This is a genomic window from Phyllobacterium lublinensis (assembly GCF_020164435.1).
GTDB lineage: Bacteria > Pseudomonadota > Alphaproteobacteria > Rhizobiales > Rhizobiaceae > Phyllobacterium > Phyllobacterium lublinensis.
In genome coordinates, this window is sequence record NZ_JAIUDQ010000001.1 from 183631 (window position 1) to 197047 (window position 13417).

General features: G+C 57.2%; 16 protein-coding genes. 9 read left to right on the forward strand and 7 right to left on the reverse strand.

What is annotated here, in order from left to right:
- The first annotated feature begins 41 nt into the window (after positions 1 to 41).
- From K9U38_RS00875 to phnN, 3 genes are read left to right on the forward strand one after another with little or no spacing between them, the layout of a single operon-like run.
- Positions 42 to 749, forward strand: a complete 708-nt coding sequence (locus K9U38_RS00875; protein ID WP_224492449.1) for a DUF1045 domain-containing protein — start codon at positions 42 to 44, stop codon at positions 747 to 749.
- A gap of 1 nt (position 750) precedes the next feature.
- On the forward strand, positions 751 to 1890 hold the full coding sequence (locus K9U38_RS00880) for an alpha-D-ribose 1-methylphosphonate 5-triphosphate diphosphatase (RefSeq protein WP_224492450.1): 1140 nt from the start codon (positions 751 to 753) through the stop codon (positions 1888 to 1890).
- An 11-nt stretch (positions 1891 to 1901) separates the two neighbouring features.
- Positions 1902 to 2516 (forward strand): phosphonate metabolism protein/1,5-bisphosphokinase (PRPP-forming) PhnN, encoded by a 615-nt coding sequence (gene phnN / locus K9U38_RS00885; RefSeq protein ID WP_224492451.1) that lies wholly within the window; start codon positions 1902 to 1904, stop codon positions 2514 to 2516.
- Between the two features lie 74 nt (positions 2517 to 2590).
- Here phnN and K9U38_RS00890 read toward each other — a convergent pair whose 3' ends face one another.
- Complete coding sequence (locus K9U38_RS00890; RefSeq protein WP_224492452.1) at positions 2591 to 3634, reverse strand: porin; 1044 nt, start codon at positions 3632 to 3634, stop codon at positions 2591 to 2593.
- Between the two features lie 264 nt (positions 3635 to 3898).
- On the opposite strand from K9U38_RS00890, the gene dusA reads away from it, so the two are divergent.
- Entirely contained in the window at positions 3899 to 4924 is a 1026-nt protein-coding gene (gene dusA, locus K9U38_RS00895) for a tRNA dihydrouridine(20/20a) synthase DusA (protein WP_370631796.1), read from the forward strand.
- Here the strand turns inward: dusA and K9U38_RS00900 are convergent.
- Genes K9U38_RS00900 through K9U38_RS00910 form a run of 3 tightly spaced genes read right to left on the reverse strand, consistent with a single transcriptional unit; the run spans position 4921 to position 6657 of the window.
- On the reverse strand, positions 4921 to 5625 hold the full coding sequence (locus K9U38_RS00900; RefSeq protein WP_224492454.1) for a TIGR02281 family clan AA aspartic protease: 705 nt from the start codon (positions 5623 to 5625) through the stop codon (positions 4921 to 4923). The two genes, dusA and K9U38_RS00900, sit on opposite strands and share 4 nt — an antisense overlap.
- 6 nt (positions 5626 to 5631) lie before the next feature.
- Positions 5632 to 5865, reverse strand: a complete 234-nt coding sequence (locus K9U38_RS00905) for a DUF1289 domain-containing protein (protein ID WP_224492455.1) — start codon at positions 5863 to 5865, stop codon at positions 5632 to 5634.
- Between the two features lie 18 nt (positions 5866 to 5883).
- Positions 5884 to 6657, reverse strand: coding sequence for an adenosylcobinamide-GDP ribazoletransferase (locus K9U38_RS00910; RefSeq protein ID WP_224492456.1), 774 nt, complete (start codon positions 6655 to 6657; stop codon positions 5884 to 5886).
- Between the two features lie 123 nt (positions 6658 to 6780).
- Here K9U38_RS00910 and cobT point away from each other — a divergent pair, with 123 nt between their 5' ends.
- Positions 6781 to 7797, forward strand: coding sequence for a nicotinate-nucleotide--dimethylbenzimidazole phosphoribosyltransferase (gene cobT, locus K9U38_RS00915; RefSeq protein ID WP_224492847.1), 1017 nt, complete (start codon positions 6781 to 6783; stop codon positions 7795 to 7797).
- A 44-nt stretch (positions 7798 to 7841) separates the two neighbouring features.
- Here cobT and K9U38_RS00920 read toward each other — a convergent pair whose 3' ends face one another.
- Both K9U38_RS00920 and K9U38_RS00925 read right to left on the reverse strand, forming a co-directional pair.
- Positions 7842 to 8288, reverse strand: a complete 447-nt coding sequence (locus K9U38_RS00920; protein WP_224492457.1) for a DoxX family protein — start codon at positions 8286 to 8288, stop codon at positions 7842 to 7844.
- 86 nt (positions 8289 to 8374) lie between these two features.
- On the reverse strand, positions 8375 to 9898 hold the full coding sequence (locus tag K9U38_RS00925) for a sensor histidine kinase (RefSeq protein ID WP_224492458.1): 1524 nt from the start codon (positions 9896 to 9898) through the stop codon (positions 8375 to 8377).
- A gap of 223 nt (positions 9899 to 10121) precedes the next feature.
- On the opposite strand from K9U38_RS00925, the gene K9U38_RS00930 reads away from it, so the two are divergent.
- The 4 genes from K9U38_RS00930 to K9U38_RS00945 all read left to right on the forward strand — a co-directional run bounded on the left by K9U38_RS00930 (position 10122) and on the right by K9U38_RS00945 (position 12523).
- Positions 10122 to 10697, forward strand: coding sequence for a thermonuclease family protein (locus K9U38_RS00930; RefSeq protein ID WP_224492459.1), 576 nt, complete (start codon positions 10122 to 10124; stop codon positions 10695 to 10697).
- Positions 10694 to 11305, forward strand: coding sequence for a glutathione S-transferase (locus tag K9U38_RS00935; protein ID WP_224492460.1), 612 nt, complete (start codon positions 10694 to 10696; stop codon positions 11303 to 11305). Before K9U38_RS00930 ends, K9U38_RS00935 begins: the two co-directional genes overlap by 4 nt.
- Before the next feature lie 2 nt (positions 11306 to 11307).
- A complete protein-coding gene (locus K9U38_RS00940; RefSeq protein ID WP_224492461.1) occupies positions 11308 to 11940 on the forward strand; it encodes a uracil-DNA glycosylase family protein in 633 nt (210 codons plus the stop codon).
- A 103-nt stretch (positions 11941 to 12043) separates the two neighbouring features.
- Entirely contained in the window at positions 12044 to 12523 is a 480-nt protein-coding gene (locus K9U38_RS00945) for an Lrp/AsnC family transcriptional regulator (RefSeq protein WP_224492462.1), read from the forward strand.
- A gap of 21 nt (positions 12524 to 12544) precedes the next feature.
- Here K9U38_RS00945 and K9U38_RS00950 read toward each other — a convergent pair whose 3' ends face one another.
- Positions 12545 to 13414, reverse strand: a complete 870-nt coding sequence (locus K9U38_RS00950) for an NAD(P)-dependent oxidoreductase (protein ID WP_224492463.1) — start codon at positions 13412 to 13414, stop codon at positions 12545 to 12547.
- Positions 13415 to 13417: the final 3 nt, after the last annotated feature.

Genomic DNA, 13417 nt, shown 5'->3' on the forward strand with positions numbered 1-13417 from the left:
ATAATCGGACGGTAACGCGAGAGTGCTCTGGAGGAATCAAAATGCGCTATGCAATCTATTTCACACCGCCTTCTAGTGATCCGCTGCTCAAGGTAGCGGCGAACTGGCTCGGCCGGAACGCGTTTACAGGTCAACCGGTAAGGGCGCCGCAGATCCGTGATCTGGCGCATGATGATTTCGCACAGTTGACCGAATCGCCGCGCCGCTATGGCTTCCACGCGACACTGAAAGCGCCGTTCCACCTCGCCGAAGGCGTGGAGGAGCGTGAACTCCTGTCGGCCTTGATGCATTTCGCGTCTTCAATTGATCCTGTAGAAATCCCGAAACTGGAAATCAAATATCTGGACGGGTTTTTCGCGCTGGTTCCGTCCGAGCCGCTCGACAGTCTCAATCAATTGGCGAACGACGTCGTGGTCGCCTTCGATCGCTTCAGGGCCCCGCCCAGTGAACGCGAGATTGCGCGCCGCAATCCGGAAGCCATGACTGTCGTGCAGCGCCGAAATCTTGAACAGTGGGGTTATCCCTATGTTTTTGAAGAGTTCCGTTTTCATATGACGTTGACGGGTCCTGTTCCCGAACGTGACCGTGCGAAGATAGAACACATCCTTGGCGAATTCCTTGAGCCGGTTCTTGAGGAGCCGGTCGAAATAAACAATCTTGCGCTGTTTACGGAAGCGGAACCGGGATTTCCGTTTGAAATCCACTCGCTGCATCCGCTCGCAGGAACCAACCGAAGAAAGACTGCATAACATGTCCGCCGAACTGGTCTTGAACAACGCGAAAATCGTTCTCGAAGATGAGGTAATCTCTGGATCGATCCTGATCCGGGACGGAAAGATTGCCGACATATCGGAACGTTCAGCTACGGGCGGGGAGAATTTCGAGGGCGATTACCTCATTCCGGGGTTGATCGAGCTGCATACGGATCATCTGGAGGGCCATTACGTGCCGCGTCCGCGGGTGCGCTGGAATCCGATTGCCGCGGTGCTCGCCCATGACGCGCAAATCGCGACGTCAGGCATAACGACTGTGCTGGACGCCCTGCGGGTTGGACTGGACGAGGATGCGGAGGTGTCGGCGCCCGAAGTTCGCAAGCTCGCTGATGCCGTCGAGGATAGCGTCAAGCAGGGGCGCCTGCGCGCGGATCATTATTTCCACCTGCGTTGTGAAGTATCTGTTCCGGATTGCCTCGAGGGTTTCCATTATTTCGATGGCGACGACCGCGTGCGGCTGGCATCGCTCATGGATCACGCACCGGGACAGCGCCAATTCGTCAACCTGGAAACATACGCCTATTATTACCAGCGCAAGCTCAAGCTCAGCGACCATGATTTCAATCTCTATTGCGACAGGCGCATGGCCGAGTCGGCGACGAATTCGGCAGTCCAGCGCAAGGCCATATCCGATTTGTGCCGTGAGCGAGGTATCAGGCTCGCGAGCCATGACGATGCAACCATTGCGCATGTGGATGAAGCGGTTGAACAGGGCATTCATGTCGCCGAATTCCCGACGACCCTTGAGGCCGCGGCAGCTTCAAAGCAGGCGGGCATGTCGGTATTGATGGGCGCCCCGAATGTCGTGCGTGGCGGATCGCACTCAGGCAATGTGTCCGCGCGGGAGTTGGCCGAGCAGGGTCATCTCGATATCCTGTCGTCCGATTACATCCCCTTCAGCCTGATACAGTCGACGTTCTTCCTGAGTGAGGCCGTCGACAGCATTAGTTTGCCCGACGCAGTGCGCCTGGTGACGAAGAATCCTGCGCAGGCGATCGGGTTCGATGATCGCGGTGTGATCGAAATCGGCAAGCGGGCGGATCTCGTGCGGGTCCGGGTCGACGAGCACATTCCGGTAGTGCGTACAGTCTGGCGGGAAGGCCGCCGGGTCGTATGATGGCGTCCGCCATGATTGACAAAGTATCAGACGCTGCGCCGGCGCTGTTGGGCAAAGGTGTTTTCGTTGCAGTGGTCGGCCCCAGTGGTGCGGGCAAGGATACGATCATCGATTACGCGCGCACGGCACTCACGGGGCAGTCGGGTTATCATTTCGTGCGCCGCGTGGTGACGCGCCCGTCATCGGCGGACGCGGAAGACCACGATAGTCTGAGCGAGGCGGAATTTTCGGCGGCCAAGCGGGCAGGGGCATTCTGCCACTCCTGGGAAGCCCATGGCTTGCACTATGGGTTGCCAAAGTCCGTCAATATCGAAATTGAACGCGGAGCCGTTGCGATTGCCAACGTTTCTCGGGGAGTGCTGCCCGCGCTTCGCCAGGCCTACGCCAACCTTCTGGTCGTACACATTACGGCTTCGCACGACGCTCTCGCCCGACGACTTGCTTCGCGTGGGCGCGAAAGTGCCGATGATATCCGGCGCCGCCTGATGCGTGCCGCCCCCAATCCGTGTGATCCGTCCGATGCCGTCATGATCGATAATTCGGGCGCAATCAGCGATGCAGGTGAGGCGTTCATTGCCGTGTTGAAAAAGTCGGCAGAACTGGCAGCTGTTTCGGACCGAGCCTGATCGTTCGATTTTCCACGTCCGATGGGGGTGCAGGATCCGGAAGCACTCCCCCGGATCCTGTTTGTATTTGATGCCTAGAAGTCGCGCTGGAAGCGAATGATGCCACCAAAGGCGTCATCATCGCCGCGATCACCATCAAGCTTGGTATAGTCCAGTTCCGGCGTCACCGTGAAGCCCGGGACCAGCATATAGGCCACATTCAGGGCCGCAGCGACTGTCCCCTCGGATTCATATGCCAGCTGAGCGTTTATGGTGGCCTTGTCGGTGACCTTGGCGGCCAGTCCACCCCATGCAGCCCAGTCACCATGCCATGGCGCAAGGAAGTTCCGCTCCGTGCGCGTATCGTCATAGTTGGATTGATATCCACCCATGACCCAGGCGCTTACGGCGTCGGTGATCTTCACGTCGAGACGTGCCTTGCCGGCAAATTCTTCGACGTTGGAGTCATAACCTCCGATGGCCGAGATCGTACCCCACCCCTGTTCATATTTAACACCGGCTAGGACATGCGGCATGTAGTCTTCAATGACATAGTCGGCATAACCCTCGTTGATCGAGCCCTGTTCGGCTGCGACGATTGCCGAGAAGCCATTGCCACCCGAAAAAGTATAGCTGATCTGATTGGTTTCCCAGCTGTTGTAATTGATCACGTCGTCCTGGATGATATCGCCGGCATAACCGTTCCAGGCTCCGAAGATTTCATCGGCGATGCCGACACGGAAGCCCCCCAGCTCGATGAATGCCTGCGGGATGCTTGCTCCTTCGTTGATGCCATCTTCGAAATCGAAGCGGGTCTGGATGTAGGATCGCAATGTGCCGAGTTCGGTTTCTGAACGGGCATCAAAACGGACTTCAGCGCGTGTGTGCTTGACCCAGGTGCCGAGCTCGCCGCCATTGTAGACGTCATCGCCACCTTGGGCATCGTATCGTACGTATCCGCTGACCTTGAGGCAGGTTTCCGTACCAGGGATGTAGAAAAATCCCATGCCATAGGCATCGCAAACCCGAACATATTCTACGGGCTCCGGATCAGTCGCCACGGCGGCATCGGCAGCCCTTGCACCAGATGCTGCAATCAAGGCTGCAGCCGAACCTAGGAGAAGGCTCTTGAGTTTCATTCTTTCAGATCTCCGATCAAAAAAGTTGTCACTTCAGCTCGTCCCCGCGAACTGGATATTCCTGTTCTCTGGCGGATGCAAAACAGATCAATAATCGAACTACGGGTTCGGAAATTGGTGTGGCTGTTTGGTCACGAGACTTTCGTCTAGGCAGCCGTCGTGATCTCAACTGCAGCTTGCCTGGCTACGTGCAGTGGTTTATTTCGGCGTGTGGATATGCTGTACAAGGCGTGTCCGGAATTTGATGAACGACCAGTTTGAAAGATGCTACCGGTGGCCGACAGAGCTGAAACATACAGTGGATACTGGAACGATCGTTTCGCCGTTGCGCCGATGATCGATTGGACGGATCGCCATTGCCGCATGCTGCATCGCCAGTTCACGCGCCACGCCTTGCTCTACACGGAGATGGTGGTCGCCGATGCCGCAATCCATGGCAATCGCGACCGAATTCTGGGTTTCGCCGAGGCCGAGCATCCGGTCGCACTGCAACTCGGTGGATCTGATCCGGCCAAGCTCGCCGAAGCGGCCCGCATCGGCGAAGCCATGGGCTATCGGGAAATCAATCTCAATGTCGGCTGCCCATCCGATCGTGTTCAATCGGGTACTTTTGGTGCGTGTCTGATGCGGACGCCGGACATAGTCGCCGCCTGCGTGGATGCGATGAAGCACAAGGTCGCGGTGCCGGTAACGGTCAAGTGCCGCATTGGCGTCGATGATCAGGACACGGAAGTTGCCCTCGACGCACTTGCGGGACGTGTGTTCAATGCCGGTACCGATGCATTGTGGGTACATGCGCGCAAGGCTTGGCTCAAAGGACTTTCACCGAAGGAAAATCGTGAAATTCCGCCGCTGGACTACGAGCGCGTCTATCGCCTGAAGCGGCAATATCCGAATCAATTCATCGGGATCAATGGCGGCGTTCAGTCACTTGATGAAGCCGTTCACCATTTGAATCATGTTGACGGTGTCATGCTTGGTCGCGCTGTCTATCACAACCCCATGATCCTGCTTGATGTTGATACGCGAATATATGGGGATGGCGCCGCCGCACCATCGATGGATGCGATCATTGATCACATGTGTGCCTACGCGGACGGCCACATTGCGCGGGGCGGGCGACTGTCGCATGTAACGCGCCACATGGTCGGCCTGTTTCATGGGGCTCCGGGAGCCCGCCGCTGGCGGCAGATGCTGTCTACCGACGCCAATCAGACCGGCGCAACCAGCACCGTCATCCGCCGGGCATATGAGATGATCCGGACCGCTGTGACGGAAGAAGCGGCCTAGTCCGAGAGGACCAGGCGGTCGCCCCTGACCGAGAAGCCGCTCAGCGAGTTGAGGAAGTTCATGCCGAGCAGGCTTCCGGCCATGCGTCCATCCTTGACCACCATGGCGCGTATATTGCGCCGTTCGATGGCCCCGATCTTGATACTGTCCAATGTGACGTTCGCTGCTGATGCCATGCCGTTGGCAGTCATGACCGGTACTCCATAGGCAAGTTTATCCGGATCGAGCCCCACTCTTCGCGCATCGGTGGCCGAGAGCACGATGGACGACGCACCCGTATCCACCATGAAGGGCACCGAGGCGCCATTCACCTCGCCCCTGACTTCGAAATGCCCGTTATCCGCCTTGACCAGGGTGACAGTCACAAGCCCGGCATCATCCCGAACGGAAATCGGACTCCCAGGGATGAGCCCCGCAGTGATCCGATGGCCGACATCCTGCAATTCGTAGCGATATTGATAGCCGGCGACGAGCGCCAGAATGATGATGACCCAGATTGCCATGCTGCGAAGGAAGTGGCTGAGCCGAATACCTGAACCGAGGAGGGCAGAGGCAAGAACAATGCCCCAGATGCCCATATAGGCGAACCGGGCAAAATCGTCATTCGCCAGGCCGAGCGTCGACCCACCATCACTATTGGCCATCAACAGCAGCAGCGTGCCGCCTATCAGGGCTATGATGATCCAGAAAAGTCGTCCCATCGTCGTTCAGGCTCCCTGCTGTTTTTCACGGGCCATCCGGCTTCGCCGGGTCTCACGACGAGGACGGCGCTCAACGGTTTCCAGCCTGCCAGGCAGATCGGCCATGATGGTGCGTCGGGTTTCCGGCGACATGACCGACCAGGCACCAATTTCCTCGCGCGTACGTCCGCAACCGAAGCAAAAGCCGGTATTGATGTCGATGGCACAAACGAGAATGCAGGGCGACTCGATGATGGTCATTTGAGAGATTTGGGATGGCTAGAGCGCAATGACAAGTCCGAGCAGGAGTGAAATCGTGGCCAGCTGCTGCACGGCACCCAATGTGTCGCCGGTTTGGCCGCCGATTTTCTCCCGGCACAGCGCGGCAAAGCCATAGAAGACGATGCCAGTCAACAGCACCGCGCAGACGACTGCCAGGAGGCCGCCAGCGATGCCGTAGCCGATGGCAAGGATAATAGCGCCTGTTGCCAGCGCCGCGTTGGCTTCGTCTTCCTTCGGCGTTCCAGCACGATCGGCGACGCCACCGGCGCGAGCAGACGGCAGGCTCTGCCAGAACTTCACCAGAGTTCCACGGCTGGCTGCCTCAGTTCCAATGACTACGATCGACGCAAGAATCGCCCCGACCTCGTCAAGGATGGCGGCTAGGAGCGCCGCTCGAATGAAGACCGACACAATCAGGGCGAGTGCGCCATAGGACCCGATTGAAGAATCCTTCATGATCGAAAGGCGCGTTTCGACCGTATTACCGCCATAGAAGCCGTCAGCCACATCGGCAAGTCCATCCTCATGCAGTGCCCCGCTGGTAAGGATCAGTGCCGCGATCGTCAACAGCGCGTCAACGATGTGCGGCAGGTCCAGCAGGGCCGAAATCAGCAGGACGATCGAAGCGGGGAGGGCGATGATAATACCCGCAAGCGGAAAGCCACGAACAGTATCGTGGAGAGCGCCATCGTAGCCATTGAACCAGCGTCCCGAAACAGGCAGTCGTGAAAGGAAGGCTAGAGCCCGCATCGTTTGCTGGACCAATTCCATGCTGCAACCTCTGGATCGAAGGGTCGCGACACTGTGCGTCGCGGGATAGGCTTTGCGTTTTCTTCTTGAGCGCTTATAGGACGGGGGTTCCTAATTTGCCATGAAGACTTGATTGCAAGGGATATCATGACCACCGGCCTGCCATTTGACGATTTTCGTACCTTGATCGAGACATTGCCCGGACCCGACGAAGCCGCTGTTGCCGCCGTTCGCAAACGCGATGCGACCCTGACCAAGCCGCCCGGTGCGCTCGGACGCATGGAAGAGATTGTCGAATGGCTTGCAGCATGGACCGGGCGCGCTCGCCCGCAGGTGATACGCCCGCTCGTTGCCGTCTTTGCCGGTAACCACGGTGTCACTGCAAAGGGGGTGTCGCCCTATCCATCATCGGTAACTGCGCAGATGGTGGAGAATTTTGCAGCCGGAGGCGCGGCAATCAACCAGATATGCATTGCCAATGATCTGGGCCTGAAGATTTTCGACCTGGCGCTCGAATACCCGACTGCCGATATCACCGAAGAAGCGGCCATGGACGAAAAGACCTGTGCGGCGACGATGGCGTTCGGCATGGAGTCCATTGCCGGGGGCACGGATCTCCTTTGCATCGGCGAAATGGGCATCGGCAATACGACGATTGCAGCTGCCATCTTCCATGCACTTTATGGAGGCGCGGCGGAAGACTGGGTTGGGCCGGGCACCGGGGCCGACAGTGAGGGGCTGAAGCGTAAGACCAACGCGGTGCAGACCGCCGTGGCCCTGCATTCATCGCACCTGAAGGATCCCCTGGAGGTGCTTCGGCGCCTTGGCGGCCGCGAGATCGCGGCCATGGCAGGCGCGATCCTTGCGACGCGCGTGGAGAAGATCCCGGTCATCATCGATGGCTATGTCGCAACCGCAGCGGCGGCGATCCTGCATGCGGCCAATCCGGAGGCCATCGACCATTGCCTTTTCGGTCACGTATCTGCGGAGCCCGGTCACCGCAAGGTGCTGGAGAAGTTGGGCAAAAGGCCGCTTCTTGATCTCGGCATGCGGCTTGGCGAGGGAACGGGCGCCGCACTTGCGGCGGGCATCGTGAAGGCTGCCGCACTGTGCCATAGCGGCATGGCGACGTTCGATCAGGCCGGCGTAAGCAACCGGTAGAAATGAAAAAGGCCTGCAAATGCAGGCCTTTCTTCTTCAGGTGATCAGAATTCCTTGCCGATCCTGGCGTCTACCGAGTGGCTACTCGCGCCACGAATGACGAAGAAGAAGAGAATCGCTGTCCAGAGTATGGATTTTTCCGATCCACTCCATCCCTGTCCCTGCACGATGCCGTGGAAATAGATTGTAACGGCGAGGATGATCATTGTCGCGAAAGCGGCCGGTCGCGTAAAGAGGCCGATCGTGAGCAGGATGCCGCCGACAAATTCGGTAACGGACAGGAGCGGCGACCAGAATACGCCCGGGTAGAAGCCCAGACCTTCGACCATGCCCGTTGCACCGAATGGATTCACAATCTTTCCGGACCCGTGCACGATCAGGGCCACACCGGCTATAACACGCAGGATCGTTTCCGAAAGCTCACCGAGATTGTGATAAATGTTGCCAAGGGCAGGGATGATCAGAGGACGGCTGTTTCCGTTAGCGTTCATTGGTTTAGGTTCCCGTGTTGCACTGCAAGGAGCAATGCAATGCCGCTAAATAACGAGCAAATAACAATAAATTGAACTTGAGTTTTCTAGGCAGCTTTTTTTTGGCCGGGTTTCCGCCCGATGGCACGAGTGCTCTGGATAACACGAGACCGCGGGAAAGTGGCAAGCGCTTCTGTGCCTTCGCGCAGCTTGGAAAACAGGTGGAACTCGCCATCGTGGACGTGAACGAGCGCCTGCACGATCGGAAGGCCAAGGCCCGTACCCTGTTCAGCGTTCTTTATCGCGATCGACCCCTGGCCGAATGTGGAAAGCACGACAGGGATTTCGTCGGGCGGAATGCCCGGACCATTGTCACGCACTGAAATGTACTGGCCGCCGCCGGCGGTCCAACCCACCTTGACGTGAATCTTGCCGTGTGGCGGCGTGAACTTCACGGCATTGGCGATAAGGTTAAGCAGGATCTGGCGAATGGAACGTTCGTCGGCCATGATGCGCAGCATTCCCGTCTCGAACTGCGTGATGAGGCTGACATCCTTGTTGCGCGCCTTCAAATTCATCATGTGGATGCATTCATTGGCGATATCGGTCAACAGCAGCGGTTCTTCATTGACGGAATAGCGGCCGGCTTCAATGCGACTGAGATCAAGAATCTCGTTGATCAGATTGAGCAGATGTTCGCCCGACGCATGAATGTCGCTTGCATATTCGCGATAGGTTCCGTTTTGGATCGGACCAAGGACTTCCTTTGCCATGACTTCGGAGAAACCGAGAATGGCATTGAGCGGCGTGCGCAGTTCATGGCTCATGGACGCAAGGAAGCGCGATTTGGCAAGATTGGCTTCCTCAGCGCGTCGCCTTCCTTCATCAGACATGGCGTTGGCGGTCTCAAGTTCGGCAATCAAGGCGTCCTTCTCGGACTGGAGTGCCAGGGTTACCGCCACTGACTGGTTGAGGCGCGTTGCCACGAGATAGAAAAACGCGAGGCCGGAGAAGAGCATTACCACCATGATCGCCGTCAGCGGATCGCCCAGATTGCCGGATGCGAGAAGCGTATAGGTAATGACCGGCAGGGTGAATGCGGCAAGAATAGCGGCGCGCAGGGCCGACGAGACAATCGCGGTGATCGCCATTGCCAGGACGATGACAACTGCCTTTATGACCGGAAACAGGCTGCTGCCGCAGGCGTCACACTGCAGATAGGCGAAATAGGCCCAGCCAATGCTGGTCATGAAATGGCCGCCGAGATAGATCAACTGCCATTGCCGGATATGTTCATTGTCGATGCCCTGCTTGGCGAGCCGCCGTGCAAGGAGGCCGAGCACCGCGTAAAGGGCAATCGTAAAACCAGCCCAGAGAACGACGCTCTTTCCGACACCGGAAACGACGCCGATAAGGGCGATTATGGCGATCAAAAGCGGAATGGTTGCTGAATTGACGATCAGGGCGCGCGTGTGCATGAACAGCAATTCACGCTCGAAATGGTTGACGCCCGTACGCTCCATCAGGCGGTCGCGGGCTCCTCGCATGACGGCCGACAGATCCTTGTTGCGCGGCATTTTCCGGCGATCAACGATGTTCTTGTCTGCTGTGGTCACGTCGAGTAGTGCCATGCGCCTCGTTCCAGATGGCCTCAGATCTGCACTTTCGGCAGCATTGCATCGCAACCCTATTCACAAATGATTAATAGAGCATCAAATCGAATGTGAAGAATCGAATCGTTTTCCAAGCTTGGAGGTTGGTCGTGACGCAGCGTTTTTCCGTGAAGAATCAATGATGCGCAGCTATCGCCGAAGGTGGCATAGTAACTCTGCGCCACGTTCGTTCGGCCGCAAAATGCTGGATTACGTCTTGATGGCGATGTTCTTTGCCCTGGTCATCCTGCTCGTGGCAAGACTCGACCAGAGAGCGCCAGTGCAAGCTCTGGCGGGCAGGGCTTATGTCATCGATGGCGATACGATTTCCATTTCCGGCAACCACATCCGGCTCAAGGGCATCGATGCGCCTGAACTGGTTCAGAGTTGCGGCACCGAGGCGGCAATGAGCGCCTGTGGCCAGGTGTCCAGGCAGACGCTGCTTCGGCTGATCAGTGGCAGGGAAGTTCGTTGCGAAGCATATGGGCGTGACAAGTACAATCGAAGCCTCGCCGTCTGCCGCGTCGGTGAAACCAATATCAATCGCGCAATGATCGAGGCTGGACAGGCCGTCGCATATGGCGATTATCAAGAGGAAGAAGGGAAGGCGCGAGAAGCCAGGAAAGGTCTGTGGACCAGCAGATTTGAAACGCCGCAGGATTGGCGCAGGGAGCACGAAGAAATGCCTGAACAGTTTCAACCGCAACCCGATCGTCCAACATATGGGCTTGATCAGATATTTGACTGGGTTCGTCGCCTGGCTGGAGAATTTTGGTGAAGCTGTATGATGGCGGGCGTGCGCCGAATCCGCGCCGCATGCGAATCTTCCTGGCAGAGAAAGGGGTTGAAGTGCCGCTGATCCCCGTTGACATGGCTGTGATGGCTCACAAATCCGCAGACATCACGGCGCTCAATCCATTTCAGCGACTGCCGATACTCGAGCTTGACGATGGTACGATCCTTACGGAGTCGGTGGCAATCTCACGCTATTTCGAAGAGCTTTACCCGGAGCCCGCGCTCTTCGGCAGGGGTGCCGTCGGCAAGGCCCAGGTCGAAATGTGGAACCGGCGTGTCGAGCTCTACCTGTTGGCCTCGATCACCGCGGCTTTCCGGCATACGCATCCAGCCATGGTTGAATGGGAAGTCCCGCAAGTGGCTGCATGGGGTGAGGTGAACCGTCCCAAGGCCGTGGCCTATATGAAAATCATGGATGACCAGCTCGCAATCAATGAATTCATTGCGGGTAGCGAATTCTCCATTGCCGATATTACCCTTTTGGTCGCGCTCGATTTCCTCAAGCCAGCGAAAATTCTGATCCCGGAAGAATATGTTCACCTCAAACGTTGGCACGCTGCCGTATCGATGCGTGCCAGTGCCAAGGCCTGATTTTGGCTGGCGTTGACAACGCTCTCGAGTACTTGGCGGCCGAAATCAGGGCATGCCGGATATGCCGCGATACACCGCGCTATGGCGCGCCTTTGCCGGACGATCCAAATCCAGTGTGCGTGCTTTCTTCCACGGCACGCATCGTCATCTGCGGGCAAGCGCCGGGTATCAGGGTTCACAACACCGGCGTGCCTTTCAACGATCCGTCGGGAGTCCGTTTGCGTGACTGGCTCGGTGTCGATCGTGAAACCTTCTATGACGCAAACAAATTTGCCATCGTGCCGATGGGTTTCTGCTTTCCAGGGTATGATGCGCATGGCGGCGATCGCCCGCCAAGGCGGGAATGCCGCGAAACCTGGCACGACCGCGTATTCCGGTCCATGCCACAGATCGAACTGATATTGACGATCGGACAATATGCGCAGGCCTATCATCTCGGTAGCCGCCGCCGCGCAAGCATGAGCGAGACGGTATCGAACTGGCGTGCCTATTTCGAAACGGGGATCGGTCCGGCTGTTCTGCCCCTGCCGCATCCGTCTTGGCGCAACAACGTCTGGTTGAAGAAGAATCCATGGTTCACTCAGAACGTTCTCCCGGTGCTGCGGGAGAAGGTCGGAATTCTAATTTCTCGATAGGTCGGATGAAATTTTTTTCATATTTGGAAAGATTAGAATAATTTTCTTGTACGCTGACTGATTATCGGACCATAAAGTATCCCATTCCACAGGGTAGACAATCATGGATAGACTTGACCGAAAGATTCTTCGCCTCCTGCAGGAGGATGCAACGCTTGCCGTGGCCGACGTGGCAAAAAAAGTCGGACTTTCGACGACGCCATGCTGGCGTCGTATCCAGAAGCTGGAAGAAGATGGCGTGATCCAGCGCCGCGTTGCCATTCTCGATCCGGTCCGGGTCAATACCAGGGTGACAGTCTTTGTCTCGATCCGCACGGGATCGCACAGCAATGAATGGCTCAAGCGCTTTTCTGAAGTCGTGCAGGAGTTTCCGGAAGTGGTCGAATTTTACCGCATGAGCGGCGATGTCGATTATCTCTTAAGGGTGGTTGTGCCGGACATCGCAGCCTACGATGCCGTTTACAAGCGCTTGATCACCAAGATCGACATACGTGACGTATCATCCGCATTCGCCATGGAGCAGATCAAGTATACGACGGAATTGCCGCTCGATTACATGAGCATTGAGAAGGAGCCGGCCTGATTTGACAGGCAGGCCTGTCTTTTATTTTTCGAGACGTGCCAGCAACGATGACGTATCCCAACGATTGCCGCCCATGATCTGGACATCCTTGTAGAACTGATCGACCAAGGCCGTAACCGGCAGCTTTGCATTGTTGCGATCGGCTTCTGCAAGGCAGATTCCAAGATCCTTGCGCATCCAGTCCACCGCAAAGCCGAAATCATATTTCCCGGCGTTCATCGTCTTGTGGCGATTTTCCATCTGCCACGAGCCGGCAGCACCCTTGGAAATGACTTCGATCACCTTCTCGATGTCAAGGCCAGCCCTCTTGCCGAAATGGATGCCTTCAGCAAGGCCCTGGACCAGTCCGGCGATACAGATCTGGTTGATCATCTTCGTCAATTGGCCGGCGCCGGCAGGTCCCATCAGGCCAACCATCTTGGCAAACGACTCGATGACTGGCTTGGCCCTGTCGAATGGTTCCTGCTCGCCGCCGACCATTACGGTAAGAGCTCCATTCTCAGCTCCCGCTTGACCGCCGGACACCGGCGCGTCCAGAAAATGGATGCCTTTCTTCCGGGCCTCGGCGTCCAGTTCGCGGGCCACCTCGGCAGATGCCGTAGTATTGTCGATGAAGACCGCTCCCTTCTTCATCGAGTGAAATGCGCCGTTTTCACCGATCGTTACCGAGCGCAGGTCGTCATCGTTGCCGACACAAGAAAACACGAAGTCCTTGTCGGCCGCAGCCTCCTTCGGCGTTGGTTCGTATGCGCCTTTGAACTGCTCCGTCCACTTCCTTGCTTTTTCTGTGTTGCGGTTAAAGACGGTAACGTCATGGCCGCCGCGTGATTTCAGATGACCCGCCATCGGGTATCCCATGACGCCAAGACCAATAAAAGCGACTGTTGCCATTCC

What these genes read in the sequence shown, in the direction of transcription:
- K9U38_RS00875 (WP_224492449.1), top strand. Translation starts at nt 42, where the DNA reads ATGCGCTATGCAATCTATTTCACACCGCCTTCTAGTGATCCGCTGCTC.
- K9U38_RS00880 (WP_224492450.1), top strand. Translation starts at nt 751, where the DNA reads ATGTCCGCCGAACTGGTCTTGAACAACGCGAAAATCGTTCTCGAAGAT.
- phnN (WP_224492451.1), top strand. Translation starts at nt 1,902, where the DNA reads ATGATTGACAAAGTATCAGACGCTGCGCCGGCGCTGTTGGGCAAAGGT.
- K9U38_RS00890 (WP_224492452.1), bottom strand. Translation starts at nt 3,634, where the DNA reads ATGAAACTCAAGAGCCTTCTCCTAGGTTCGGCTGCAGCCTTGATTGCA.
- dusA (WP_370631796.1), top strand. Translation starts at nt 3,899, where the DNA reads ATGCTACCGGTGGCCGACAGAGCTGAAACATACAGTGGATACTGGAAC.
- K9U38_RS00900 (WP_224492454.1), bottom strand. Translation starts at nt 5,625, where the DNA reads ATGGGACGACTTTTCTGGATCATCATAGCCCTGATAGGCGGCACGCTG.
- K9U38_RS00905 (WP_224492455.1), bottom strand. Translation starts at nt 5,865, where the DNA reads ATGACCATCATCGAGTCGCCCTGCATTCTCGTTTGTGCCATCGACATC.
- K9U38_RS00910 (WP_224492456.1), bottom strand. Translation starts at nt 6,657, where the DNA reads ATGGAATTGGTCCAGCAAACGATGCGGGCTCTAGCCTTCCTTTCACGA.
- K9U38_RS00920 (WP_224492457.1), bottom strand. Translation starts at nt 8,288, where the DNA reads ATGAACGCTAACGGAAACAGCCGTCCTCTGATCATCCCTGCCCTTGGC.
- K9U38_RS00925 (WP_224492458.1), bottom strand. Translation starts at nt 9,898, where the DNA reads ATGGCACTACTCGACGTGACCACAGCAGACAAGAACATCGTTGATCGC.
- K9U38_RS00930 (WP_224492459.1), top strand. Translation starts at nt 10,122, where the DNA reads ATGCTGGATTACGTCTTGATGGCGATGTTCTTTGCCCTGGTCATCCTG.
- K9U38_RS00945 (WP_224492462.1), top strand. Translation starts at nt 12,044, where the DNA reads ATGGATAGACTTGACCGAAAGATTCTTCGCCTCCTGCAGGAGGATGCA.
- K9U38_RS00950 (WP_224492463.1), bottom strand. Translation starts at nt 13,414, where the DNA reads ATGGCAACAGTCGCTTTTATTGGTCTTGGCGTCATGGGATACCCGATG.